The organism is Streptomyces sp. NBC_00273 (genome assembly GCF_036178145.1).
Lineage (GTDB): Bacteria > Actinomycetota > Actinomycetes > Streptomycetales > Streptomycetaceae > Streptomyces.
In genome coordinates this window covers 4,892,852-4,917,800 of sequence record NZ_CP108067.1, presented here as the reverse complement: position 1 = coordinate 4,917,800, position 24,949 = coordinate 4,892,852, and the positions used below count along the sequence as shown (strand labels likewise).

Sequence of the window (24,949 nt, the reverse complement as noted above, 5' to 3'; positions counted from 1 at the left end):
GAGAGGAGAAGACGCAGTGGACGCCGAACTGACCAACAAGAGCCGGGATGCGCTGAACGCGGCCACCAGCAGGGCCGTCAAGGACGGTCATGCGGATCTGACCCCCGCGCACCTGCTGCTGGCCCTGCTCGCGGGCGAGGACAACGAGAACGTCATCGACCTGCTGGTCGCCACCGACGCCGACCAGGCCGCCGTCCGGGCCGGGGCCGAGCGGCTGCTCGCCGCCCTGCCCAGCGTCACCGGCTCCACCGTCGCGCCCCCGCAGCCCACCCGCGACCTGCTCGCCGTACTCGCCGAGGCGGACGCGGAGGCCGGCAAGCTCGGCGACGACTACCTCTCCACCGAACACCTCCTCATCGCCGTCGCCGCCAAGGGCGGCGCGGCCGGCGAGGTCCTTTCCACCCAGGGCGCGACGGCCAAGAAGCTGCTCGACGCCTTCGAGAACGCACGAGGAGGACGGCGGGTGACCACCCCCGATCCCGAGGGCCAGTACAAGGCCCTGGAGAAGTTCGGCACCGACTTCACGGCAGCCGCGCGTGAGGGCAAGCTCGACCCGGTCATCGGCCGTGACCAGGAGATCCGGCGCGTCGTCCAGGTGCTCTCGCGCCGGACGAAGAACAACCCGGTGCTCATCGGCGAGCCCGGCGTCGGCAAGACCGCCGTCGTCGAGGGCCTGGCCCAGCGCATCGTCAAGGGCGACGTCCCCGAGTCCCTGAAGAACAAGCGCCTCGTCTCCCTGGACCTCGGCGCGATGGTCGCCGGCGCCAAGTACCGCGGCGAGTTCGAGGAGCGGCTGAAGACCGTACTGGCCGAGATCAAGTCGAGCGACGGCCAGATCATCACCTTCATCGACGAGCTGCACACGGTCGTCGGCGCGGGCGCCGGCGGCGACTCCGCCATGGACGCGGGCAACATGCTCAAGCCCATGCTGGCCCGCGGCGAGCTGCGGATGGTCGGCGCGACCACGCTCGACGAGTACCGCGAGCGCATCGAGAAGGACCCGGCGCTGGAGCGGCGCTTCCAGCAGGTGCTGGTCGCCGAGCCGTCCGTCGAGGACACGATCGCGATCCTGCGCGGGCTCAAGGGCCGCTACGAGGCCCACCACAAGGTCGTCATCAACGACAGCGCGCTGGTGGCCGCCGCGACCCTCTCCGACCGGTACATCACCTCCCGGTTCCTCCCCGACAAGGCCATCGACCTCGTCGACGAGGCTGCGTCCCGGCTGCGCATGGAGATCGACTCCTCCCCGCTGGAGATCGACGAGCTCCAGCGCTCCGTGGACCGCCTGCGGATGGAGGAGCTGGCCCTGAAGAACGAGTCCGACCCGGCCTCGATCGAGCGCCTGGAGAAGATCCGCAAGGACCTCGCGGACCGGGAGGAGGAGCTGCGCGGGCTGACCGCCCGCTGGGAGAAGGAGAAGCAGTCCCTCAACCGGGTCGGTGAGCTCAAGGAGCGCCTGGACGACCTGCGCGGGCAGGCCGAGCGCGCCCAGCGCGACGGCGACTTCGACACCGCCTCCAAGCTGCTCTACGGGGAGATCCCGACCCTGGAGCGCGAGCTGGCGGAGGCCACCGAGGAGGAGGCGGAGGCCTCCAAGACCGGACACTCCAAGGACTCGATGGTCAAGGACGAGGTCGGCCCCGACGACATCGCCGACGTGGTGGGCGCCTGGACAGGCATCCCGGCCGGCCGCCTGCTGGAGGGCGAGACCCAGAAGCTGCTGCGCATGGAGGACGAGCTGGGCCGCCGGCTGATCGGCCAGGGCGAGGCCGTACGGGCCGTCTCCGACGCCGTGCGCCGCACCCGGGCCGGCATCGCCGACCCGGACCGCCCGACCGGCTCCTTCCTCTTCCTCGGCCCGACGGGCGTGGGCAAGACGGAGCTGGCCAAGGCGCTCGCGGACTTCCTCTTCGACGACGAGCGGGCCATGGTCCGCATCGACATGTCGGAGTACGGCGAGAAGCACAGCGTGGCCCGTCTCGTCGGTGCCCCGCCCGGCTACGTCGGCTACGAGGAGGGCGGCCAGCTCACCGAGGCCGTGCGCCGCCGCCCGTACAGCGTGGTGCTCCTGGACGAGGTGGAGAAGGCCCACCCCGAGGTCTTCGACGTCCTGCTCCAGGTCCTGGACGACGGCCGGCTCACGGACGGCCAGGGCCGGACCGTGGACTTCCGCAACGCCATCCTGATCCTGACCTCGAACCTGGGCAGCCAGTTCCTGGTGGATCCGCTGACCCCGCCGGAGCAGAAGAAGCAGCAGGTCCTGGACGTGGTGCGGGCCTCCTTCAAGCCGGAGTTCCTCAACCGCCTGGACGACCTGGTGGTCTTCTCCGCACTGACCCAGGACGAGCTCGCGCACATCGCGCAGCTCCAGATCGGCCGCCTGGCCCGGCGCCTGGCCGACCGCCGCCTCACCCTGGACGTCACGCCCGAGGCGCTGGCCTGGCTGGCCGAGAAGGGCAACGACCCGGCGTACGGCGCCCGGCCGCTGCGCCGCCTGATCCAGACGGCGATCGGCGACCGCCTGGCCAAGGAGATCCTCTCCGGCGAGGTCCGGGACGGCGACACCGTACGGGTCGACGTTGCGGGCGAGGACCTGCTGGTCGGCAAGGCCCTCTGAGCGGGCCGGCCGCCCGGTGTCGCCTCCGGACCGCCTCAGGACGCGTCGAAGCGGACCTTCGCGGTCGTCCCGACCTCCGGGGTGATCCGCAGTCGCAGCCCGGCCGCCCGGCCGGGCTGCGGCCCGTCGTGGGCGAGGGCGAAGCACCCCTCGCTCTCCGGGTCGTAGTTGTCCGGCCGCGGACCGGGGCAGCCGACCTGCTCCGGTGCCTTCGGGAAGGACGCGACCCACGCCTCGACGTCGGCGTGCTCCATGCGGAAGGTGCCCAGGACCGTCGTGCGGCCGTCCGCCGCCTCGGTCCGGTCGCACCTCCCGTCCCGCCAGCCGGCCGGCGGGGCCATCCGGGCGAACGCCATGACCTCCGCGCAGTCGGCCGTCCCCCGGGGGCCGCCCTCGTCGCCCGGATCACCCCCGGCCTGCCACAGGACCCCGGCGCACACGGCGACGCCGACGGCCAGCGACAGTCCCAGGACCAGCTTGAACGTACTGCGCAGGGCCATGTGCCCCCTTACCTGGTTCTTACTTGGTTCTTACTCGTTCCGCCCGGAGCGGATCGTACGTGCGGGGCTGGACACAAGGTGGGCGCGATGGGGGAGGATGCAGGTATCCGCACGAAGGGAAAACACGGTGAGCATCGACCCGGCCTCGATTCCGAACTTCGGAGGGCAGCAGCCCGATCCGCAGGCCACAGGACCGGCGGGCCCCGTCGTCCCCGACCAGGATCTGGTCAAGCAGCTGCTGGAGCAGATGGAGCTCAAGTACGTCGTCGACGACGAGGGTGACCTCGCGGCGCCGTGGGAGGAGTTCCGCACGTACTTCATGTTCCGCGGCGAGGACGAGCAGCAGGTCTTCTCGGTGCGGACCTTCTACGACCGTCCGCACAAGATCGACGAGAAGCCGCAGCTTCTCGAGTCGATCGACGACTGGAACCGCCGCACCCTGTGGCCGAAGGTCTACAGCCACACCCACGACGACGGCTCGGTCCGCCTGATCGGTGAGGCGCAGATGCTGATCGGCACCGGCGTCAACCTGGAGCACTTCGTGTCCTCCACGGTCAGCTGGGTCCGCGCGTCCATCGAGTTCGACAAGTGGCTCGTCGAGCAGCTCGGCCTGGAGCAGGAAATCGACTCCACCGACGGCGACGACGACAGCAACGGCGACGCCGACAGCTAGCCGTTACAGCGGTACGCGGGCGATCAGCAGCAGGTACAGCCCGTAGCCGTAACCGAGCCCGGCCACCACCGAGGTCACCATGACCGCGGTGCGCGGCCGGGCTTTCGCCATGACGGCGGCCAACGGCAGGAGCAGCGGGAAGGCCGGCAGCAGGAAGCGCGGCTTGGACTCGAAGAAACCGGCCCCGCCGAAGCCGATGACCAGCAGGATCGCGGTGTAGGCGAGCAGCGCCAGCGGGGTGCGGTCCAGGACCAGCAGGACTGCCAGCAGCCCGGCCACGGCCAGCAGGACCACCGTCACGGTGGTGGCGAGCGGCACGGATGCGCCGGTCAGCACCCGCTCGGCGGAGCGCAGCGCCCCGACGCCGAAGTCGAAGCGGGAGCCCCAGCCCCGCTGCACGGCGAAGTAGCCGCCGAAGGGGTTGCTCACCTTCACCCCGACGGCCAGGACGTACGCCGCCCAGCCCGCCGGCGCCACCAGCCCGGCCAGCCACACCTCGGGTGCCCGGGATCTTCGTACGACGATCGCGTACAGGGCCGTGGCCGAGACGGCGGCCGCGACGGCCAGCCCGGTGGGCCGGGTCAGTCCGGCCAGTACGGCGAGGCCGGCGGCCCACAGCCAGCGGTCGCGCAGCAGGGCGTACAGCGCCCAGGCGGCGAAGGCGGCCAGCAGGGCCTCGGTGTAGGCGAGGGTGAGCACCACGGCGTGCGGGAGCGCCGCCCACAACCCCACGAGCAGCAGCCCGGCGCGCGGGCCGATCACCTGCTCACCGACCCGGTAGATCCCGAGGGCGGCCACGGCGGCGGAGACCCACGCGACGAGGAGGGCGGCGGGGACCATGCCGCCGGGCAGTATCTCGGAGACCAGCCGTATCAGGGTGGGGTAGAGCGGGAAGAAGGCGTAGTCGCTCTGGACGGGCCCGGTCCCGGTGGTGGCCTCGGGCCACATCAGGGTCCGCCCGTAGCCGTGGGCGGCGATCCGGAGGTACCAGTCCGAGTCCCAGGACCTGCCGAGCACCTTCAGCGGGTCCCGCCCGGCCCACCAGGCGCCGAGGCCGAGCACCAGCACCCCGGCCCCGCGCACGGCGGCGAACACCCCGAGCGCGATCACGGTGGTCGGCGCGGCCGACCGCACGGCCCGGACCGCGCGCATCTCCAGCGGCGACGCGGACACGGCCGCTCTGCCCGTTGCCATGAATCCCGACTTTCCAGCTCGCGGTGGTTCCGCTCACCCGGCGGTGAGGGCTTCGGGCACTTGCACGACGCACAGCTTCACACCGGCCCTACAACCCCGCAAGGACGCGGGGTGACCGGAGTCGGAACGGCCCGTCCGAAAGGGATCGCCGGGGCGGGAGCCCGGGGCTTCGTGCCGATCCGGACGCCCTCGCGGCCCCCCGATCCGGCCCCACCGACAGGCCCCTCCTGTCGCGTGGCAGCTGGAACCGTCAGCACCAGCTGTGCGGGAGGCTCGCCACCAAGGAGTGGAAGGGATCCGCGCTGGAGCAGTGGGAGTTCGAAGTCACGAGTGGCGGCCGCGTGCGCTATTCGGTCAGCCCGGAAACGGCGACCGTCGTTCTGGTCTACGCGTCCACTCGGCATCCCAAGGACACCGAGTAGCTCGTAGCTCCCGTGCGGCACAGGCTCGGCTGGAAGACCGGGCCCATGCCCGCACATCCATCCGGCTCGCGCTCAGCGAGCCAGCCGACCGAGGCGGTCCACCGCCTCCTGCAGAACCGCCGTCCGCTTGCAGAAGGCCCAGCGGACCTGGGTCCTGCCCGCGTCCTTGTCGTCGTAGAAGACCTGGTTCGGGATGGCGACCACGCCGCAGCGTTCCGGGAGGGCGCGGCAGAAGGCGAGGCCGTCCTTCTCGCCGAGCGGGGTGATGTCGGTGGTGATGAAGTACGTGCCCTGCGGGCGGAAGACCTCGAAGCCGGCCGCCGCGAGGCCGTCGGCGAGGACGTCGCGCTTGGCGGCCAGGTCGGCGCGGAAGGCGTCGTAGTAGCTGTCGGGCAGGGCGAGGGCCTCGGCGATCGCGTACTGGAAGGGGCCCGAGGAGACGTACGTCAGGAACTGCTTCGCCGAACGCACCGCCGTGATCAGCTCGGCGGGCGCGGTCACCCAGCCGACCTTCCAGCCCGTGAACGAGAAGGTCTTCCCGGCCGAGGAGATGGTGACCGTGCGCTCGCGCATGCCCGGGAAGCTCGCCAGGGGGGTGTGGGCGCCCTCGAAGACCAGGTGCTCGTACACCTCGTCCGTGACGACCAGCAGGTCGCGCTCGACCGCCAGCTCGGCGATCGCCGTGAGCTCGGCCGGCGTCAGGACGGTGCCCGTCGGGTTGTGCGGGGTGTTCAGGAGCAGCAGGCGGGTGCGCGGGGTGACGGCGGCGCGCAGTTCGTCCAGGTCGAGGGCGAAGGCTCCGGCGTGCGGGCGCAGGGTGACGGGGACGCGCACCGCACCGGCCATGGCGATGCAGGCCGCGTACGAGTCGTAGTACGGCTCCAGGGCGATGACCTCGTCGCCCGGCTCCAGGAGGGCGAGGAGGGAGGCGGCGATGGCTTCCGTGGCGCCCGCCGTGACGAGGACCTCGGTGTCGGGGTCGTGGTCGAGCCCGTAGAAGCGCTGCTGGTGCGCGGCGATCGCGGTGCGCAGCTCCGGGACGCCCGGGCCCGGCGGGTACTGGTTGCCGAGTCCCGTGAGGACCGCGCGGGAGGCCGCCTCGGCGATCTGCGCCGGGCCGTCGGTGTCGGGGAAGCCCTGGCCGAGGTTGATCGAACCGGTGCGCGTGGCCAGCGCCGACATCTCCGCGAAGATCGTCGTGCCGAAGGCCGCCAGGCGGCGGTTCAGGAAGGGGCGGTCGCTGCTCACGGGTGTGCTCATGGTCGTCATCCTGGGGGCAACCTCTGGACTTCCTCAAGTGTGCTTTGGGTCGCGCGGCCCGGGGGCATTCCCCCTTCACGCGGGACGCGGGGATCCCGCTCCCCCGGGACGACCGGGGTGTGAGAGAGGTGGCGGACATGGGGTTCGTCTTCGTTGTGATCGTGCTCTTCGTCGCGGCGTACTTCCTGACCAAGATGGTCCGCTCGTCCACGGGGCGGGGCTCGTCCCGGCGCCGCCGTGGCGGGCACGGCCACAGCAGCTGGTGGACGGGGGACGGCGGCTCTTCGGGGGGCGGCTGCGGATCCTCCTCGTCGTGCGGGGGCTCGTCCTCCTCGTGCGGTGGGGGCGGCGGGTGCGGTGGCGGTTCCAGCTGACACGGGGCAGCGCGAGGCCTCGGCCCGGTACTTGCGAAACACCCCTGCGAAACACCCTGCGAAACACCCGTGCGGCACTGCGCGGACGAGGGCGTTCGGCGGTCCGACTACCGTCCGGCGCCCTCTTGTTCGCCGATGCATGACGACGCGCGGGACGCAACTTCTTGAACACGTGAACTGCGAAGCCCCCGGGGGGATGTAAACCCCGTCAAGTTGGGTAAAAACGCTGTGAGTGCCGTGCCTTTCATGATTCCCTCGGTTGAGTAGACCAGTCCTCGGACCTCCCTGGACTTCCTGTGGACCCGTGCCGGTTTCCCCCCACCCGTGCTTGCTACCGCTGGCGGGCCCCGGCCCATCTCCCTCGCGCGTTTGCGGAGCCGACTCATGCTCACGACCCTCCAGACCTCATACACCGACACGCGTGCCGCCGATCTCGCCTGGGCCCTGGGTCGGGACCGGTTGCCCGCCCTGGCCGTACTGAACCTCGAACTTTCGGGGGCGAAGGTGGAGTTGCGCCTGCTCGGGGCGTCCCACCAGGTGCTCCTGGAGGAGGGGGAGGTGCTCTGCTCGGAGACCGTCGCCTGTATGCCCGGCAGTAGTACGCCGCTGCCGCTCGGCGTGGCCAAGCGGGTGGGCGACTGGGAGTACGAGTTCGCCGCGCGGGTCGAGACCCTCTCCCGCGGCTCCTTCGCCGGGCGGGCCCAGGAGTTGCTCGCACTGGTGGCGGACCACCCGAACGGACTAGCGGGGACCTTTCCCGGAAGCCCGCACGCCTTCACCGCCATGCTCGCGCAGCGCTACGAGGGTCAGGTGCGCTGGCGGACCTGGCACGCGTACCCGCAGGAGGGTCAGCTGGTGGCCACCCGGACGCGGGTCGGGGTGCGGGTCGGGGCGCCCGCGGCGGCGGCCCTGGAATCGCCCGCGCTGACGTAGCGGGCGCCGGGGGCGCGATTATCCCGCCATGGTTACGCCAACTGGCCGGATCAGTACGCCAGTTACACCCATGTGGGTGACCGGATGTGGGTGGGAGGTGACGTACGGTTCGCTTCATGATCGACCGTTCCGTCCCGCGCCGGGTCCTCCCGGCTCCGGATCCTCGGGGCGCCGCGACCGCCCCGGCGGCCCTGCCCGTACGGCCCCGGACCGGCCGACTCCTCGTCCTGGCCACCGTGTTCGTCTGCGCCGCCTGCGGGCTCGTGTACGAGCTGGAGCTGCTCGCCCTCGGCACCTACCTCATCGGCGACTCCGTCACCCAGGCGTCGGTCGTACTGTCCGTCATGGTCTTCGCCATGGGCGTCGGCTCCCTGCTCGCCAAGCGCTTCCGCCACCGGCCCGCCTTCGGTTTCGGCGCCATCGAGGCCGGGCTGGCCCTCCTCGGCGGGCTGTCGGCCATAGCGTTGTACGCGAGCTTCGCCTGGCTGGGGGAGTCCCGCCCCGCGCTCGTCACCTTCTCCTTCGCCATCGGGGTGCTCATCGGCGCGGAGATCCCGCTGCTGATGGTCCTCATCCAGCGCATCCGCCGGCAGGACGCGGGCGGGGCCGTCGCCGACCTGTTCGCCGCCGACTACGTGGGCGCCCTCGTCGGCGGCCTCGCCTTCCCCTTCCTGCTGCTCCCGGTGCTCGGCCAGCTCACCGGCGCCATGGTCACCGGCACCGTCAACGTGATCGTCGGCGGCGGGCTGGTCCTGTGGCTGTTCCGCCGGGACCTGAGCCGGCGCTGCCGCTGGCTGCTGATCGGCGCGAACGTGACCGTACTGGCCGTGCTCGCCTCCGCCACCGTCCTCGCCGACGACTTCGAGCGGACCGCCCGGCACGCCGTCTACGGCGGGGAGGTGCGGGTCGCCGTCCAGACCGGGGTGCAGGAGCTGGTGCTCACGGGGCCGCGGACGGGTTCCCCGCGCTCCCTCGACCTCTACCTGGACGGGCGGCTGCGGGTCAGCGGCTACGACGAGTACCGCTACCACGAGGCCCTGGTCCACCCCGCGATGACCGGTCCGCACGCCCGCGTCCTGGTCCTCGGCGGCGGCGACGGGCTCGCCGCGCGCGAGGTGCTCCGCTACCGGGACGTCTCCTCCGTCACCGTCGTCGAACTCGATCCCGGCGTGGTCCGCCTCGCCCGCACCGATCCGATGCTCTCCGCGCTCAACGCCCGGGTGTACGAGGACCCGCGGCTCGCCGTCGTCACCCAGGACGCCTTCCGCTGGCTGCGGGGGCCGGCCGCCGACGACCGCTTCGACGTCATCGTCTCCGACCTCCCCGACCCGGGCATCACCCCCAGCACGAAGCTGTACTCGCAGGAGTTCTACGGGCTGGCCGCGCGGGCCCTGCGCCCAGGGGGCCGCATGGCCGTGCACGCCGGACCGCTGGCCACGCGTCCGCGCGCGTACTGGACCGTCGACTCCACCCTGCGCGCGGCCGGCCTGCGCACCACCCCCTACAGCGCGGGCGGCCGCCTCACGGGCTTCGCCGCCGGACCCGACCGCACCCCGCTCGGCGAGAGCGACGCGCCGCCGCAGGACTGGGGCTTCGTCCTGGCCGCCAAGGACCAGGACCCGCCCCTGCGGATGGACCGCGACACGCCCGCGCTGCGCTCGCTGTCGACCCGCTCCCTGCAGGACGCCGCACGGGACGCGGAACGCACCCGGGTGCCCGGACTGCCGCCGTCGACGCTGCCGCACCCGCGGTATTCGTGACCCGGTGCGGGTCTCGTCGGTAGGCTCGTCCACATGGAGCATCAGGTGTTCGTTCCGGTACCGGCAGACCATCTCCGCGCCGTGCTGCGCGACCCCGCCCGGGTGGCCCGGTGCGTGCCGGGACTCCAGCAGGACGCCGACACCGATGCCGGGCCGGTCTCGGGCCGGCTGAAGGTCCGCGTCGGCGGGAGCACCGTGACCTACCGGGGCGCCCTGACCGTCACCGAGCGCGACCCCGGGCACTTCGCCTTCGTGGGCGAGGGCACGGAGGCCCGGGGCAGCGGGACCGTGAAGTTCGCCCTCGACCTGCGACTGATCCCGGTCCCGGACGGGACCCGGCTGGACTTCACCACCGAGACCACCGCCGACGGGCGCGCCGCCGCCTTCCCGCCCGAGGCCACGACCACCGCCGTGCGGCGGCTGCTGGACCGGGCCGCCGGCCTGCTGACCATCGGCTCCGCACCCGACGCCGTGGGCGACCCGGTGGCCGAAGCCGAGGAAGCGGAGGGCGGAGCGGGCCCCGGGTTCGTCGAGGACGACAGCACCGAGGTCACGGCCTCCCTCTTCGAGACCGACGTACCGCCGTCGTCCCTGGACCCCTTCCTCGCCGGCCGGTTCGAGGGCTCCGACGGAGCCCCGCGGCCCCCGGCCGAGGCCGCGCACGCCCGCCGCACCATGATCGGCCGCAGTGCTGAGGAGGTGGATCACGCTCCGCCGCGCGGCCGGTACGCCCCGGTCCCCGCGCCCGCCTCCGCCTCCGCCGGTGACAGCCTGCGCTGGATCGCCCCCGCCGCCGCCTTCGCGCTCGCCTCGGCGGTCGTCATCGGCCGAGCCCTGCGGCGCCGTCGCTGATCAGCGGGCCCGGACCGCATTAGGGTCGACCGCATGAGTACGCAACTGAGCGCCGGCGGCGCCGAGGTGACGGTCGACCAGCAGAACGGCTGCCGGATCAGCAGCCTGCGCATCGACGGAACGGAACTGCTGCGCCAGGGGTCGAGGTTCGGGGCCTTCCCGATGGTCCCCTGGTGCGGCCGGACGGCGAACGGGCAGTTCCGCGACGGCGCGACCGTCCATCAGATGCCGCTCAACCACCCACCGCACGCTCTGCACGGCTTCGGCCGCGACGCGCCCTGGCGCCCGGCCGGGGCCACCGCCACCGAGGCCGCCTTCGCCTACGACCTCGCCGACCCGTGGCCGTACCCCGGCCGGGTGACCCAGGTCGTCACGCTCACCGAGGACTCGCTGACCCTCACGATGGGCGTCGAGACGTACGGGGACTCCTTCCCGGCCCAGGTCGGTTGGCACCCCTGGTTCCTGCGCAACCTCGGGGCCGGCGGCCCGGACGCGGAGGTCTCCTTCGACCCCGCGTGGCAGGAGGAGCGCGGCGCCGACCACATCCCCACCGGCAACCGCATCGACCCGAAGCCCCGCCCCTGGGACGACTGCTTCGGCATGCCCCACGGCGTCGACGTCACCCTCACCTGGCCCGGCGCCCTCGCACTGCGGGTCACCAGTCGGGCCGAATGGGTGGTCATCTACGACGAGGAGCCCGAGGCCGTGTGCGTCGAGCCCCAGTCGGGTCCGCCGAACGGGCTGAACACCCTCCCGCGCCTGGTCACCCCGGTGGATCCGCTGGAGGTCTCCACCACCTGGACGTGGCGCCGGCTCGGCTAGGTCCGCTTCTCGCCCCCCTCTAAGCTCAGGGGCATGAGTGACGTACGCGATGCGCTTCTGCAGCAGATCAAGGACAAGGCCGTCGTGCACGGCAAGGTGACCCTCTCCTCCGGTCTCGAGGCCGATTACTACATCGACCTCCGCCGGATCACCCTCGACGGCGAGGCGGCCCCGCTGGTCGGCCAGGTCATGCTCGACCTCACGGCCGACCTCGACTTCGACTGCGTCGGCGGTCTGACCTTGGGCGCCGACCCGGTCGCGACCTCGATGCTGCACGCCTCCGCGGCGCGCGGCGAGCGCCTGGACGCCTTCGTCGTCCGCAAGGCGCAGAAGGCCCACGGCATGCAGCGCCGCATCGAGGGCACCGACGTGAAGGGCAAGCGCTGCCTGGTGGTCGAGGACACCTCGACCACCGGCGGTTCCCCGCTGACCGCCGTCGAGGCGGTCCGCGAGGCCGGCGGCGAGGTCGTCGCCGTCGCCACGATCGTCGACCGCGGCGCGGCCGACGCGATCGCCGCGGCCGGCCTGCCCTACCTCACCGGATACCTCCTCGAGGACCTCGGCCTGTCCTAGGCCCGGCCCCTAGCCGGCCCCGGCCCCGGCCCCGGTTCCGGTGGGGGACAGGGGAGTGCCTCGGTCGGGCCCCTAACCGGCCCCTAGCCGGCCCCGAGCCCGCCGCGGGTCAGCTCCGGTCCAGCCTCGTCCGGCCACCGCGAGAACTGGTGACGATGGTCCTCGGCCGCCCCTCGGGCCGGCCTGACCTGCCCTTTCCCGGGCGCCCGGGGTGTTTCACGTGAAACATCCCGGGCCGTTCGCCCACCACGTGAGACCGGCAGTCTGGACCCCTGCGCTGAGTCTGGAAAGATAGGCGCGACGATGACGTCGCCCCCAGGTCAGGGCCCGCAAGAAGCACACTCCCCGCACACCCAAGGAGCCGGCAGATGCCCATCGCAACCCCCGAGGTCTACAACGAGATGCTCGACCGGGCGAAGGCAGGCAAGTTCGCCTACCCGGCCATCAACGTGACCTCTTCCCAGACCCTGCACGCTGCCCTGCGCGGCTTCGCGGAGGCCGAGAGCGACGGCATCATCCAGATCTCCACCGGTGGTGCGGAGTTCCTGGGTGGCCAGCACAACAAGGACATGGTCACCGGCGCTGTCGCCCTGGCCGAGTTCGCGCACATCGTGGCCGCCAAGTACGACATCACGGTCGCCCTGCACACGGACCACTGCCCGAAGGACAAGCTGGACGGCTACGTACGTCCGCTGCTCGACATCTCCGCCGAGCGCGTGGCCCGCGGTCTGAACCCGCTCTTCCAGTCGCACATGTGGGACGGCTCCGCCGAGACCCTGGCCGACAACCTGGCCATCGGCCAGGAGCTGCTCGCCAAGGCCGTCGCCGCCAAGATCATCCTTGAGGTCGAGATCACCCCGACCGGCGGCGAGGAGGACGGCGTCAGCCACGAGATCAACGACGAGCTCTACACCACCGTCGACGACGCGATCCGCACCGCCGAGGCCCTCGGCCTGGGCGAGAAGGGCCGCTACCTGCTGGCCGCCTCGTTCGGCAACGTCCACGGCGTCTACAAGCCGGGCAACGTCGTCCTGCGCCCCGAGCTCCTCAAGGACCTCCAGGCCGGTGTCGCCGAGAAGTACGGCACGGCTGCCGGAAACCAGCCGTTCGACTTCGTCTTCCACGGTGGTTCGGGCTCCACGGCCGAGGAGATCGCCACCGCGCTGGAGAACGGCGTCGTGAAGATGAACCTCGACACCGACACCCAGTACGCCTTCACCCGCCCGGTCGTGGACCACATGTTCAGCAACTACGCCGGTGTGCTGAAGGTCGACGGCGAGGTCGGCACGAAGTCGAAGTACGACCCCCGCACCTGGGGCAAGGCCGCCGAGGCGGGCATGGCCGCGCGCGTTGCCGAGGCGTGCGCGAACCTGCGCTCCACCGGCACCAAGCTGAAGTAGTCGCCCACAGCGAGCCGCACCGCAGGGCCCGGCCCCCGTCCCACGACGGGGGCCGGGCCCTGCGGCGTTCCCCTCCCCGGCAGGGGTGGCGGCGGTGGACGGTGACCGCACGATGGTCTGAACATGAGGGCCGAACGCACGCAGGTGGAGCAGGACCGCGCCGTGCGAACCCGCCGGGCAACGCAGCCGGCCCTGACGTCGCGTCCGCCCGCGCCCCGCGAGCCGGTCGGGGCGACCGCCCCCGCGAACTGACCCGGCCCTTCCCCACCTCAAGGGCCCGCAGAGCCCCGCAGGAGCCGCACACGGCGGTGCGGCAACGCCGAAGGACATCGGGTCCCACGCTCCCGCACCCGGCAATGCGCCTGACGCGGCAGGGGCGTGGGGTCGCGGGCCAGCGCACGCGGCGGGGCGGCGAGAGCGAGGGGACAGCGAGGGGACAGCGGGTTTTGCGGGCCACCGCACCCGGCAGACTGGGGGCATGTCCATTCACCAGAACCTGCTCGGGGGCCCCGCCCCCACCCACCTGCCCGACGAGCCCGGCCGCGAGGCCGTCGCCGCCGGCACCCCCGCCGTCGAGGTGGCGGCCGCGCACCCCACGTCGTCCCTCGCCTGGGCGATCCTCGCCGACGAGGCCTTCGCCGCCGGTAGCACGGTCGAGTCGTACGCCTATGCCCGTACGGGCTACCACCGAGGCCTCGACGCGCTGCGCCGCGCCGGATGGAAGGGCCACGGCCCGGTGCCGTGGGAGCACGAGCCGAACCGCGGCTTCCTGCGCGCCCTGCACGCCCTGGCCCGCGCGGCCGAGGCGATCGGCGAGAAGGAGGAGTACGAGCGCTGCTCGACCTTCCTGCGCGACTCGTCGCCGACGGCCGCGGACACGCTGAGCGCCTGAGTCCGCACGGCGGGGAGTGACACGCACCGAAATTGTGTGGTCTGTGTCACTCTCCGCTGGAGCGTTGGTGCGAGGGGGTCCTATGATGCGGGCAGGGGACCGGGGCTCCACTCACCTCACGGAAGGGGCGGACCGCTACCCGGAAGCACGTGTCGAGGAGACAGCGATGTCGAAAACCCTTGATGCCTCCGGAGTCGGCGGGTCGGAAACCCCGAACCTCGACTTCGACGGCACGACCCCGTACGAGGACTACGTCCAGGCGGACGTCCTCACCCACCTCCAGCACCTCCGCTCGGACGACCCGGGCGAGATGGTCTTCCTGGTCACGACCCAGGTCATGGAGCTGTGGTTCACGGTCATCGTCCACGAGTGGGAAACCGCCGCGAAGGCCCTGCGCGAGGACCGCATCCCGGTCGCGATGGATGCGCTGAAACGTTCCCTCCGCGAACTTGAGGCCCTCAACGCCTCCTGGCGCCCGCTCGCCCAGCTCACCCCGGGACAGTTCAACGCCTACCGCGCCGCCCTCGGCGAAGGTTCCGGTTTCCAGTCGGCGATGTACCGCCGGATGGAGTTCCTGCTCGGCGAGAAGTCCTCCTCCATGCTGGTCCCGCACCGGGGCGCCCCGCGCGTCCACGCGGAGCTGGAGAAGGCCCTGCACGAGCCCAGCCTCTACGACGAGGTGCTGCGCCTGCTCGCCCGCCGCGGCCTGCCGGTCCCGGACGCCGTCCTGAACCGCGACCTGTCGTTGCGCTACGAGCCCTCGGCCGAGGTGGAGGCCGTCTGGACGGGCCTGTACGCCGCCCCGGACGACAACGGGACCGTGGACCTGCACCGCCTCGGCGAGGTCCTCACGGATGTCGCCGAGCTCGTCTGGCGCTGGCGCAACGACCACCTCGTGGCCACCCGCCGCGCGATGGGCGCGAAGACGGGCACGGGCGGCTCGGCCGGCGTGACCTGGCTGGAGAAGCGCGCGACGAAGAACGTCTTCCCGGAGCTCTGGACGGCCCGCAGCTATGTCTGACCACTCCACGGACATAGCAGCGGACCTCTCGGCTGACCCTACGGCGGACGTTTCGGCGGACCTCCGCAGCCGTGCGGCCGAGCTGGACGCCGCCGACGGGCTCGCCAAGCTCCGCGAGCGCTTCACCCTTCCCGACGGGGTCGTCTACCTGGACGGCAACTCCCTCGGCGCCCTCCCGGCCGGTGTCGCGGACACCACCGCCGACGTCGTCGCCAGGCAGTGGGGCGAGCTCCTCATCCGGTCCTGGGACGAGAGCGGCTGGTGGACCGCGCCCGAGCGGATCGGCGACAAGCTCGCCCCGCTCATCGGCGCGGCCCCCGGCCAGGTGGTCGTCGGTGACTCCACCAGCGTCAACCTCTTCAAGGCGCTGGTCGGTGCCGCCCGGCTCGCGGCCCCCGGCCGGACGAAGTTGCTGGTCGACGCCGCCACCTTCCCCACCGACGGCTACATCGCGCAGTCGGCGGCCCGGATGACGGGCCTGACCGTCGTCCCGGTGGACCCCTCGCACGCGGCCGAGGCCATGGACGGGGACACCGCCGTGGTGCTCCTCAACCACGTCGACTACCGCAGCGGACGGCTCCACGACCTCCCCGCCCTCACCGCGGCGGCCCGCGCCGTCGGGGCGGTCACGGTCTGGGACCTGTGCCACTCCGCCGGGGCCCTCCCCGTCGGCCTCGACGCACACGCCGTCGACCTCGCGGTGGGCTGCACGTACAAGTACCTCAACGGCGGCCCCGGCGCGCCCGCGTACCTGTACATCGCCGCCCGCCACCAGGCCGGCTTCGACTCCCCGCTCCCGGGCTGGAACGGCCACGCGGATCCGTTCGCGATGACCCCGGCCTTCGAGCCGGCCCAGGGCGCGACCCGCGGGCGCGTCGGCACGCCGGACATCCTGTCCATGTTGGCCCTGGAGTCGGCGCTCGACGCCTGGGACGGGGTGTCCGTCGAAGACGTACGGGCCAAGTCCCTCGCCCTGACCGACTTCTTCCTCGAATGCGTGGCGGCGTACGTCCCGCAGGGCCGGGTCGAGTCGGTCACCCCGGCCGAGCACGGCCGCCGCGGGAGCCAGATCTCACTGCGGACCGAGAACGCCCGCGAGGTCATGGGAGAGCTGATCTCCCGCGGCGTCATCGGTGACTTCCGGGCACCCGACGTCCTGCGCTTCGGCTTCACCCCGCTCTACGTCGGTTTCGCCGACGCCGAGCGTGCCGCGCGGACACTGGGTCACATTTTCGGGTGACTCGGTAGCGAAACGTCACATCACCGGGCGGGCGGGGCTACGGCCCCGTCCGCCCGGTCATATTCCGGGCCCCGCACGGAAGCGCCCGTTCCAGACTGATACGGTCCCGCTCTGCCGGAACACCGGAACATCTGTCCCCGCTGTCCCACGCGTTACCGAGAGGTTGAGCCGATGACGGACCCCGCCGCAGTGGAACGGGATGCCGCGGAGGCCGCCTCGGCCTTCGCCCACCCGGCCGTGGCGCCGGACGCGACCGCCGCCTACGGGGAACACCCCGACCACGTCGTCGACTTCTACGCCCCGCGCGGCGACACCCAGGAACCGGCCCCGCTCGTGGTGCTGCTGCACGGGGGCGCGTGGCGGGCACCGTACGACCGGCAGCACGTCACGCCGTTCGCGGACTTCTTGGCCCGCCGGGGTTTCGCCGTCGCCAACGTCGAGTACCGGCGCGGCAGTTCCGTCCCGCACCAGAACGCCGAGGGGCCGGTCGCCGGGCGCTGGCCGGAGACCTTCGACGACGTCGCCGCTGCGATGGACGCCCTGCCGGGGCTGGCGGCCGACGCGCTGCCGCAGGCCGATGTCCGCCGCACGGTCGTCACCGGCCACTCGGCCGGCGGCCACCTCGCGCTGTGGGCCGCGGCCCGGCACGTGCTCCCCGCCGGCTCCCCGTGGCGGCTGCCCTCCCCGCCGATGCTGCGGGGCGTGGTGGCGCTGGCCCCGATCGCGGACTTCGCCGTGGCGGAGGAGCTGGACGTGTGCGGCGGCGCGAGCGCGCAGCTGCTGGGCGGGGCCGACCACTGGGACGAGCGGCTGCCGTACGCCGATCCGGCGGCGCTGCTGCCGACGGGGATCGCCACGGCGGTGGTCCAGGGCCGGGACGACATCGTGGTCCCGCAGCAGGTGGCCGAGGCGTACGTGGCGGCGGCCGCGAAGGCCGGGGAGATGGTCGGGCTGACCCTGCTGGACGCGGTCGGTCACTTCCCGCTGATCGACCCGGCGGCGGACGCGTGCGCGGTGGTCGCCGAGGAGATCTCGCAGCTGGCCTGGTAGCGCCCGGCGCTGCCCCCCGGTCGGGCCGGTGGTCAGCAGTCGTAGCGGTGGGCGTACGGGGTGTCCGGGCAGCTGCGACAGACGAAGAAGTACATGCCGCCCAAGTCGCCCAGGCACATGTCGTGCCCGAACCCGTCCAGGGCGGCCGGGTCCGCCTCGGCCCGCCACGACGCGGTCGCGGCCCCCTCCTGGCGGGGGTCCCGGTCGTCCAGGGGAAGCCAACGGCCCGCGCCCGGTTCGGTCGCGGTGACGCTGAGCAGGTGTTCCATCCGGGTGCCGCAGCCCGCGCAGTCGGGCCAGTTCGGCTGCTGGGTCCACCCCGGGTAGCCGCCGACTTTGCTCTGCTCCGTGGTGGCCACCTCGAAGTAGCTGTAGCCCCGTTCCTCCCGAAGGGCCTCGAACCGCTCGTCGAGCAGATCGCCGAGCCCCTCGGGCATGTCCCGGTTCGGGTACTCCACCGCCGGTGTGGGGGACACCGTGCACGGGCGGGGCAGGAAGTCCTCCTCGACGGTGTGCGGGCGGGGCGGTTCCCCGACGACGGCACCCGCGGCCGTCGTCGCCGCGCTGCGCCAGCGCAGCCGGGGGGCGGCCGCGTACGGGGCCGCCCCGTGGACCAGGGGGCACCACAGGATCTGCAACAGGTCGGTTCCGGCGGGGAAGACGAGGCCCGGCACGTCCCGTGCGTACAGCTGGACCACCGGGAGCATCGCGACCGGCTCGGGTCCGACCGGAGGGCTGAGCGGCTTGTAGTGGTCCGGTTCGGCGCACATCGGCCACGGCTCGTCCGCCGGCCACAGCAGCGGGCCGCCGAGGGAGCTGTCACCCGGGCCCGGTCGTCCCGCCCGGGGGTAGAGCAGGGTGACCTCGCGGGCCGAGCCGGTCAGTTCCGGGAAGGCCGCCTCCACGTCGAAGGGGATCGGTGCGAGCGGCCGGGGCCCGGCCGGCCGGACCTGAGCGGTGCTTTGCTGCGGATGCCCCGACGGCATGGACGCCCCCCTTGTTCGTGTCGCGCGCCACGACCCTAACCCCCGCCTCCGACAGGGGGCCCGCCTAGCGATCCGGTTTGCCCGGGGTCAGCTGTTCCACCAGTTCGGCCAGGTCATCGCAGACCTGCTCGATCTTCAGGCGGACGTTGTTCTGCTCGGTGACCAGGGCCGACAGCAGCAGCCCGGTCAGTGCCGCCGCGCCGTTGAGGCCCTGGAGGTTGATCATGATTTCGAAGAGGGTGTGATGGGCGAACGGCCCGTCGTGGGCGGTTGCCGCAGCGATCGTCAGGACCGACACCAGCAGGGTGATCGGAGCGCTCCCGGCGAGCTGGAAGCGCACGGCCGCCCAGATGATCAGCGGGAAGACGAGGAAGAGCAGCGAGAGGGGGCTCCGCGTGGCCACGAGCGTGATGGCGACGGAGGCGACCGCCAGGGCCGCCGCCTCGGCCGCACGGTAGCCATCCCGGGACCGCCGGACCGTCAGGAGCCGGCGCAGGACGAGCAGGAGCGGGGTCACCACGAGCACGCCCATCGCGTCCCCGGCCCACCAGGCCGACCAGACCGGCCAGAACTGCGACATCGGCAGGTCCCCGGTGAGCACCAGCGTCCAGGTCCCGATCGTCGCGCTGATCAGCATGGGCAGCAGACCGCCCAGGAAGACCAGCGCCAGGGCGTCCCGCAGCCGGTCCATCTCGGTACGGAAACCCACCCGGCGCAGCATCAGGTACGCGCACACGGGGGCGAGGACGTTCCCCGCGACGATGATCAGGCCGGGCCAGTCGAAATCGGTGATCTGCTCGATGGTGAGGTACGTACCGATCGCGATCCCCGGCCATGCCCGCAGGCCCAGCCAGAGCAGGGAGGTCACCGCGATGCCCGTCGGCAGCCACAGGGGTGTGACCTCGGCGTCGTTGACGACCACGCGCTGGTACAGCCCGATCAGTCCGCCCAGGTAGTAGGCGACGGCGACGGCCAGGATCGGCAGCAGAGCTGCGGGCAGACGTCGCCATCCCTCGGTGCGCACCACAGCATCAGACAACAGCCCGGTGCCCCCGCGGGCCGTGACACGCGCTAGCCCGGCTCTTCCGGATCGGGCCGGGCGTCGTGGCTGAGTACGAGCACGGCGGCGTCGTCGGCGTGGCCGGTGGAGTCGGCCACCTTCATCACCTCTGCGGCCAGCTCGCCCGGATCGGTGCCCGCTGCCTCCCGCACCACCTTGGCCACCTGCTCCAGTCCCACCTCGATCGGGAACTTCGGACCCTCGACCACGCCGTCGGTGAGCAGCACGATCGACCCCGCCTGCGTCAGTCGGCGCCGGGTCACCGCGTACCCCGCCCCGGGCACCAGGTTCAGCGGCGGGCCGCCGTCGTCCTCGGAGATGCCGTACGCGCCGTCGACGGTGGCCCAGACCGCCGGAACGTGGCCGGCCCGGGCGGTTTCCAGCTCCTGCGTCTCCGGATCGAAGCGGATCAGGCTGCAGGTCGCGAAGAGGTCGCGGTCCATGGAGAGCAGCACCTCGTTGGCCCGGCTCAGCACCTCGCCCGGATCGACGACGACGGCGGCCACGGCGCGCAGGCAGATCCGTACCTGCCCCATGAAGGCGGCCGCCTCCACGTCGTGCCCCTGGACGTCACCGATGCAGAAGGCGAGCGCGCCCTCGGGCAGCCGGAAGCCGTCGTACCAGTCGCCGCCGATGTCCAGGCCGTGCCGGGCGGGTGCGTACCGGGCGGCGGTCCGCAGGCCCGGCAGTGCGGGCAGCGAGGCGGGCAGCATCTCGCTCTGCAGCGCCTCGGCCAGGTCCACCCGGGCCTGCTGCAGCTCCACCCCGCGGCGGGCCTGGTCGGCGAGCCGCCCGAGCGTGCTGAGCAGGTCGGCGCTGGCCGCCCGCGGGGCACGGCGAGGAGTCACGGAACGCTCCGAGGTGCATCCATTCGTCCCTGCTTCCGCTGCGCGAAAAGCCCGTGCACATCATATTTCCGCCCACCCGGAACCCGCCCCCCGAGACCAGGGGCCGCCCGGCACGGCCCCCAGCGGCCCCCCAGCGCCCGCAGCGTCCGCAACGCCTACGGGGGCCGGTGGGGGGCCCGTACGGAGCCTCAGCCCCACTGCTCGTCGGCCAGCGAGCCGACCGGCTGCGGCTTGCCGATGACGGCCAGGGCGATGAAGAAGTTGATCTGGCCGATCGCGATGGTGAGGGTGGCGAGGGCCTTCTCGTCGTAGTGCGAGGCGACCTCGGCGTACAGCTCGTCGGTGACCCGCTCGCGGCCGTGCGGGGCGGGCTGGAGGGTGGCCTCCACCAGGGCGAGGGCGGCGCGCTCGGCGGCCGTGAAGTAGGGGGCGTCCTGCCAGGAGGAGACGGCCGTGATGCGCTCCTCGGACTCCCCGGCCTTGCGGAGGAAGCCGGTGTTCAGGACGGTCAGGTAGGTGTTGCCGACGATCTGCCCGGCGCGCAGGTGGACCAGGCTCATCGTGGTCCGCGGCACCGAGCGGTTGCCCGTGGCGCGGAAGAGGGCGGCGCTGATGTCGTTCAGCTCGGGGACGAAATCGGCCGGGTTCGGCATCCGCGAGACGGAGGTGGGGGAGGTGTTCGTGTTCGTCATGGTCGCTCTCTCCTTCGGTCGGTGTCTGCACAGCACTGACGGAGGGGAGCGCACGGATGTGACAGGGGGCGGCACACTTTTTCGCGCTGCGGGTCCGGGTGGCGTCCCGGGCGGCGTTCCGGGTGGTGTTCTCCGGGCCTCCCGCGCCCGCCCGGGAACGCCGGAGGGGCGGCGGGCGCGGGGTGCGCCTGCCGCCCCTCCGGGGGGACCGGGTTTCCTAGAGGAACGAGTTGATCTCGATCGTCTCGGTACGGCCGGGGCCGACGCCGATCGCGGAGATCGGGGCGCCCGACATCTCCTCCAGGGCCTTGACGTAGGCCTGGGCGTTCGCCGGCAGGTCCTCGAAGGTCTTGGCCTTGGTGATGTCCTCGGACCAGCCGGGGAGGTATTCGTAGATCGGCTTCGCGTGGTGGAAGTCCGTCTGCGAGTACGGCAGCTCCTCGACGCGCTTGCCGTCGATCTCGTACGCGACGCAGACCGGGATCTGCTCCCAGCCGGTCAATACGTCCAGCTTGGTGAGGAAGAAGTCGGTGAGGCCGTTCACACGGGTGGCGTAACGTGCGATCGGCGCGTCGAACCAACCGCAGCGGCGGTCCCGTCCGGTGGTCACGCCGCGCTCGCCGCCGATGCGGCGCAGGTCCTCGCCGTCCTGGTCGAACAGCTCGGTCGGGAACGGGCCCGCGCCGACTCGGGTCGTGTAGGCCTTGAGGATGCCGATGACTCGGCTGATCTTCGTCGGGCCCACGCCGGTGCCGGTGCAGGCGCCGCCGGCGGTCGGGTTGGACGAGGTGACGAAGGGATAGGTGCCGTGGTCGACGTCGAGCAGGGTGCCCTGGCCGCCCTCGAACAGCACGACCTTGTTCTCGTCCAGCGCGTTGTTGAGGATCAGGGTGGTGTCGGCGACGTACGGCTTGATCTGCTCCGCGTACTGGAGCATCTCCTCGACGATCTGGGCGGCGTCGATCGCGCGGCGGTTGTAGAGCTTCGCGAGGAGCTGGTTCTTGCCCTCCAGCGCCGCTTCGACCTTCTGGATGAGGATCGACTCGTCGTAGAGGTCCTGGACGCGGATGCCGACGCGGTTGATCTTGTCCGCGTACGTCGGGCCGATGCCGCGACCGGTGGTGCCGATCTTGCGCTTGCCGAGGAAACGCTCGCCGACCTTGTCGAGGGTGACGTTGTACGGCGTGATCAGGTGCGCGTTGCCGCTGATGAGCAGCTTGGAGGTGTCGATGCCGCGCTCGTTCAGGCCGCGCAGCTCGGAGAGCAGGACAGCCGGGTCGACGACGACACCGTTACCGATGACCGGGGTGCATCCGGGGGAGAGGATGCCGGAAGGGAGAAGGTGCAGCGCGTACTTCTGGTCGCCTACGACGACCGTGTGGCCGGCATTGTTGCCGCCCTGGTAGCGCACTACATAGTCAACGGATCCACCGAGCAGGTCGGTGGCCTTTCCCTTGCCCTCGTCACCCCACTGAGCTCCGAGCAGCACAAGAGCGGGCACAGGCGTACACCTCTTCCGGATGGGGCATGTCCAAGGTCAGGGGGCGTACGACGATGTACACCGCAGGCTGAGCCGTCGGACCGGTACCCCGGAATAGACGAAGGCCCTGGCGCAATAGCGCAAGGGCCTCTTGCACAAAGATGCTACCCGAGGAAGGACCGAGGTGTCGGCTCCAGAGCCCACCATGAGCCAAGCGGGCGCGCCGGTAGGCGGCCTGCTCGTGCTCGTCGACCCGGTCGCCCGCCGTCTTGACGGCGAGTCCGTGCGGATCGCGAAGGATGTGTTGTCAGCGGGCGCGGCAGCGAAGATCTGCCTCCCGGATTCGCAGGAGGAATTTGCGCGGGCGCTCGCCCGCCGGGGTCATCGACGGCTGGTGATCGTCGGTGACGACCGGGCCCTGGTGCGCGCCGTGGGGCTGCTGCACCGGGAGCGCGGGCTGGGGGAGGGACCCCTGGCTCTGGTCCCCGTGGGCCCGGTGGGTTCGCTGGGGCTGGCGAGGTCCCTCGGCGTGCCGCTTTCCGCCGTCGCCGCGGCCCGGGCGGTCCTCGACGGTTCGGTGCGCGCCTTTGACCTGCTGGTCGACGACAGTGACGGGGTGGTGCTCGGCGGGCTGCGGATTCCGCCGGTGCACGGGGTCCCACGGCCCGCCGGGCCGTCGGTGTGGAGCGCGTACCGCTCGCTGGTGCGGACGCTGGTCCGGCCGGTGGCGGCGGCCGGCGGCGCGGCCACGAGCCGGCACCGGCTGCGGGTCGAGGCCGACGGGGTGCTGCTGGCGGACGTGGACCGGCCCGTGGAGGACGTCTCGGTTCGCACCCGCGACGACGGCGGTGCGGCGGAGGTCGTGGTCCGGACGGGTGGCGGAAGTTCCGCCGAATCGACGGTCACGGCCCGGGCGAAGACGGTGACGGTGTCGGGCGCGGACTTCCGCTACCGCGCGGACGCGGCGCTGACCGGCCCGGTCCGCCGCCGTACCTGGACCCTGCGTCCGGGGGCGTGGACGCTCACCGTGCCCCGGTGACCACACCGGGTGCACGGTTCGATCCGGGTGCACGGTTCGATCCGGCCGCGCGGTTCGAACCGGCCGCGCGCGACGCGCTGGACGACTGGCGGCGCGACGCGCTGCTGCTGTGCCTGCTGCCGGTGTTCTGCTGGCCGGTGGTGGTCGCGGCCGTGATCGCCCGGCCGCCGGCACCGGTGGCCGCGCTGGGCGTGGTGCTGAGTCCGGTGCTGCTCGGGGCGCGGGAGCTGCTGGCCGTCCGGCGGGTCCGGCGCCTGCTGCGGGATCCTGCGGTGCGCTGGACCCCGTACGAGGCCGTGGTCGTCCGGGCGGGATGGCGGCCGCCGGTGCTGGCGCTCGCCGACGGGCGGCACCTGCTGACCCTGGGCCTGCTGGGCCGGCGGGTGCTGCCGCCGCGCCCGTGGCCCCGTACCGCCACCGCCCCGGCCACGGTGGTCGTGCGGCTCGCGGGTGACCCGGCCGCGGGCGGTGTCGTGTGGGCCCCGCACTCCGGCGCTCTGGGCTGCGCCCGGCCCGCGCGCCGCGCGCCCGCGCTCCCGATCAGGGCGCGGTCAGGGCGAGTGCGGCCTCTTCGATGAGGTCGGTGACCGCCGCGGGCTGCGAGGCGAGCGACGCGTGGCTCGCGTCGAGCTCGATCACCTTGCGCGGCTTCATCCGCGCGGCCATCCGCCGCTCGTTGTCCGGGTGGATCATGCGGTCCGCCGTGGACACCTGGTACCAGGTGGGCTTCGTCTTCCAGGCCGGTGCGGTGACGTCGTCACCGAAGGTCGAACCGAGCGGAGCCTTCTGGGTCACGGCCATGACCAGCGCCTCCTGTGCCGAGAGGTCCTGCGCGAAGCTCTCGTGGAACGTGTCCTGCTTGATCCACAGGTAGCCCTCCGAATCGGGCGCGATGTTCTCGAAGGCCGCGGGCGGCAGCTCCTGGCTGATCTGCCCGGGGCTCTCCCCGGCATCCGGGGCGAACGCCGCCACGTACACCAGCCCGGCCACGTTCGGCAGGTCCCCGGCCTCGGTGATGACCGCGCCGCCGTACGAGTGCCCCACGAGCAGCACCGGACCGTCGATCTGGCGGACCATCTTGCGGGTGCGCTCGGCGTCGTCGGCCAGCGAGGTCAGCGGGTTCTCCACCGCGTGCAGCGAGCCGAACCCGCGCCGGTGGAGCTCGGGGATGACCTTGGCCCAGTGGGCGGCGCCGCCCCAGAACCCGTGGACCAGGACGATGGCGGGCTTGTCCGTCATGGAGGTCGCACCTTCGGTCGTC

General features: G+C 72.3%; 23 protein-coding genes. 14 read left to right on the top strand and 9 right to left on the bottom strand.

Annotated features, from left to right (window positions below; genetic code table 11):
- Positions 1-16 precede the first annotated feature (16 nt).
- A complete protein-coding gene (gene clpB / locus OG386_RS21390) occupies positions 17-2,617 on the top strand; it encodes an ATP-dependent chaperone ClpB (protein WP_327384102.1) in 2,601 nt (866 codons plus the stop codon).
- 35 nt (positions 2,618-2,652) lie between these two features.
- On the opposite strand, the gene OG386_RS21385 is transcribed toward clpB, so the two are convergent.
- Positions 2,653-3,117: a hypothetical protein gene (locus OG386_RS21385; RefSeq protein ID WP_328789488.1), complete on the bottom strand. Its 465-nt coding sequence runs from the start codon at positions 3,115-3,117 to the stop codon at positions 2,653-2,655.
- A gap of 127 nt (positions 3,118-3,244) precedes the next feature.
- Here OG386_RS21385 and OG386_RS21380 point away from each other — a divergent pair, with 127 nt between their 5' ends.
- Positions 3,245-3,790, top strand: coding sequence for a YbjN domain-containing protein (locus OG386_RS21380; protein WP_328789487.1), 546 nt, complete (start codon positions 3,245-3,247; stop codon positions 3,788-3,790).
- 3 nt (positions 3,791-3,793) lie between these two features.
- Here the strand turns inward: OG386_RS21380 and OG386_RS21375 are convergent, their stop codons facing one another.
- Positions 3,794-4,984 carry a glycosyltransferase family 39 protein gene (locus OG386_RS21375; protein WP_328789486.1) on the bottom strand — a complete coding sequence of 397 codons (1,191 nt, stop codon included), beginning with the start codon at positions 4,982-4,984 and terminating at the stop codon, positions 3,794-3,796.
- A gap of 494 nt (positions 4,985-5,478) precedes the next feature.
- A complete protein-coding gene (locus OG386_RS21370; RefSeq protein ID WP_405788164.1) occupies positions 5,479-6,675 on the bottom strand; it encodes a pyridoxal phosphate-dependent aminotransferase in 1,197 nt (398 codons plus the stop codon).
- A 749-nt stretch (positions 6,676-7,424) separates the two neighbouring features.
- Between OG386_RS21370 and OG386_RS21365 the strand changes: the two genes are divergently transcribed.
- From OG386_RS21365 to OG386_RS21320, 10 genes are all read left to right on the top strand, one after another.
- Entirely contained in the window at positions 7,425-7,973 is a 549-nt protein-coding gene (locus OG386_RS21365; protein ID WP_328789484.1) for a DUF2617 family protein, read from the top strand.
- Between the two features lie 116 nt (positions 7,974-8,089).
- The gene (locus tag OG386_RS21360; RefSeq protein ID WP_328789483.1) at positions 8,090-9,733 is read left to right on the top strand and encodes a polyamine aminopropyltransferase; all 1,644 of its coding nucleotides are present in this window, start codon (positions 8,090-8,092) and stop codon (positions 9,731-9,733) included.
- 33 nt (positions 9,734-9,766) lie between these two features.
- A complete protein-coding gene (locus OG386_RS21355; protein ID WP_328789482.1) occupies positions 9,767-10,585 on the top strand; it encodes an SRPBCC family protein in 819 nt (272 codons plus the stop codon).
- Between the two features lie 33 nt (positions 10,586-10,618).
- A complete protein-coding gene (locus OG386_RS21350) occupies positions 10,619-11,407 on the top strand; it encodes an aldose epimerase family protein (protein WP_328789481.1) in 789 nt (262 codons plus the stop codon).
- Positions 11,408-11,440: 33 nt separating this feature from the next.
- Complete coding sequence (pyrE, locus tag OG386_RS21345) at positions 11,441-11,980, top strand: orotate phosphoribosyltransferase (RefSeq protein ID WP_328789480.1); 540 nt, start codon at positions 11,441-11,443, stop codon at positions 11,978-11,980.
- A 368-nt stretch (positions 11,981-12,348) separates the two neighbouring features.
- Positions 12,349-13,380, top strand: coding sequence for a class II fructose-bisphosphate aldolase (gene fbaA / locus OG386_RS21340; protein ID WP_328789479.1), 1,032 nt, complete (start codon positions 12,349-12,351; stop codon positions 13,378-13,380).
- A 478-nt stretch (positions 13,381-13,858) separates the two neighbouring features.
- Positions 13,859-14,272 carry a DUF3151 domain-containing protein gene (locus tag OG386_RS21335; RefSeq protein WP_328789478.1) on the top strand — a complete coding sequence of 138 codons (414 nt, stop codon included), beginning with the start codon at positions 13,859-13,861 and terminating at the stop codon, positions 14,270-14,272.
- A gap of 166 nt (positions 14,273-14,438) precedes the next feature.
- Complete coding sequence (locus OG386_RS21330; RefSeq protein WP_301368589.1) at positions 14,439-15,293, top strand: tryptophan 2,3-dioxygenase family protein; 855 nt, start codon at positions 14,439-14,441, stop codon at positions 15,291-15,293.
- Positions 15,286-16,533 carry a kynureninase gene (gene kynU / locus OG386_RS21325; RefSeq protein ID WP_328789477.1) on the top strand — a complete coding sequence of 416 codons (1,248 nt, stop codon included), beginning with the start codon at positions 15,286-15,288 and terminating at the stop codon, positions 16,531-16,533. The genes OG386_RS21330 and kynU overlap by 8 nt, the downstream gene beginning before the upstream one ends.
- 171 nt (positions 16,534-16,704) lie before the next feature.
- A complete protein-coding gene (locus OG386_RS21320) occupies positions 16,705-17,583 on the top strand; it encodes an alpha/beta hydrolase (protein WP_328789476.1) in 879 nt (292 codons plus the stop codon).
- Positions 17,584-17,615: 32 nt separating this feature from the next.
- On the opposite strand, the gene OG386_RS21315 is transcribed toward OG386_RS21320, so the two are convergent.
- The 5 genes from OG386_RS21315 to OG386_RS21295 all read right to left on the bottom strand — a co-directional run bounded on the left by OG386_RS21315 (position 17,616) and on the right by OG386_RS21295 (position 22,670).
- Positions 17,616-18,569, bottom strand: coding sequence for a hypothetical protein (locus tag OG386_RS21315; protein WP_328789475.1), 954 nt, complete (start codon positions 18,567-18,569; stop codon positions 17,616-17,618).
- Between the two features lie 64 nt (positions 18,570-18,633).
- Positions 18,634-19,596: an MASE1 domain-containing protein gene (locus OG386_RS21310; RefSeq protein ID WP_328789474.1), complete on the bottom strand. Its 963-nt coding sequence runs from the start codon at positions 19,594-19,596 to the stop codon at positions 18,634-18,636.
- A 44-nt stretch (positions 19,597-19,640) separates the two neighbouring features.
- The gene (locus tag OG386_RS21305; protein WP_328789473.1) at positions 19,641-20,477 is read right to left on the bottom strand and encodes a PP2C family protein-serine/threonine phosphatase; all 837 of its coding nucleotides are present in this window, start codon (positions 20,475-20,477) and stop codon (positions 19,641-19,643) included.
- Between the two features lie 188 nt (positions 20,478-20,665).
- Positions 20,666-21,169 carry a carboxymuconolactone decarboxylase family protein gene (locus tag OG386_RS21300; protein WP_328789472.1) on the bottom strand — a complete coding sequence of 168 codons (504 nt, stop codon included), beginning with the start codon at positions 21,167-21,169 and terminating at the stop codon, positions 20,666-20,668.
- Between the two features lie 217 nt (positions 21,170-21,386).
- Positions 21,387-22,670, bottom strand: a complete 1,284-nt coding sequence (locus OG386_RS21295; protein WP_328789471.1) for an adenylosuccinate synthase — start codon at positions 22,668-22,670, stop codon at positions 21,387-21,389.
- A 184-nt stretch (positions 22,671-22,854) separates the two neighbouring features.
- Here OG386_RS21295 and OG386_RS21290 point away from each other — a divergent pair, with 184 nt between their 5' ends.
- Both OG386_RS21290 and OG386_RS21285 read left to right on the top strand, forming a co-directional pair.
- On the top strand, positions 22,855-23,688 hold the full coding sequence (locus OG386_RS21290; protein ID WP_328793308.1) for a diacylglycerol kinase: 834 nt from the start codon (positions 22,855-22,857) through the stop codon (positions 23,686-23,688).
- Positions 23,685-24,266, top strand: a complete 582-nt coding sequence (locus OG386_RS21285; RefSeq protein ID WP_328789470.1) for a hypothetical protein — start codon at positions 23,685-23,687, stop codon at positions 24,264-24,266. Before OG386_RS21290 ends, OG386_RS21285 begins: the two co-directional genes overlap by 4 nt.
- On the opposite strand, the gene OG386_RS21280 is transcribed toward OG386_RS21285, so the two are convergent.
- Positions 24,229-24,927, bottom strand: a complete 699-nt coding sequence (locus tag OG386_RS21280) for an alpha/beta hydrolase (protein ID WP_328789469.1) — start codon at positions 24,925-24,927, stop codon at positions 24,229-24,231. The genes OG386_RS21285 and OG386_RS21280 overlap by 38 nt on opposite strands.
- Positions 24,928-24,949: the final 22 nt, after the last annotated feature.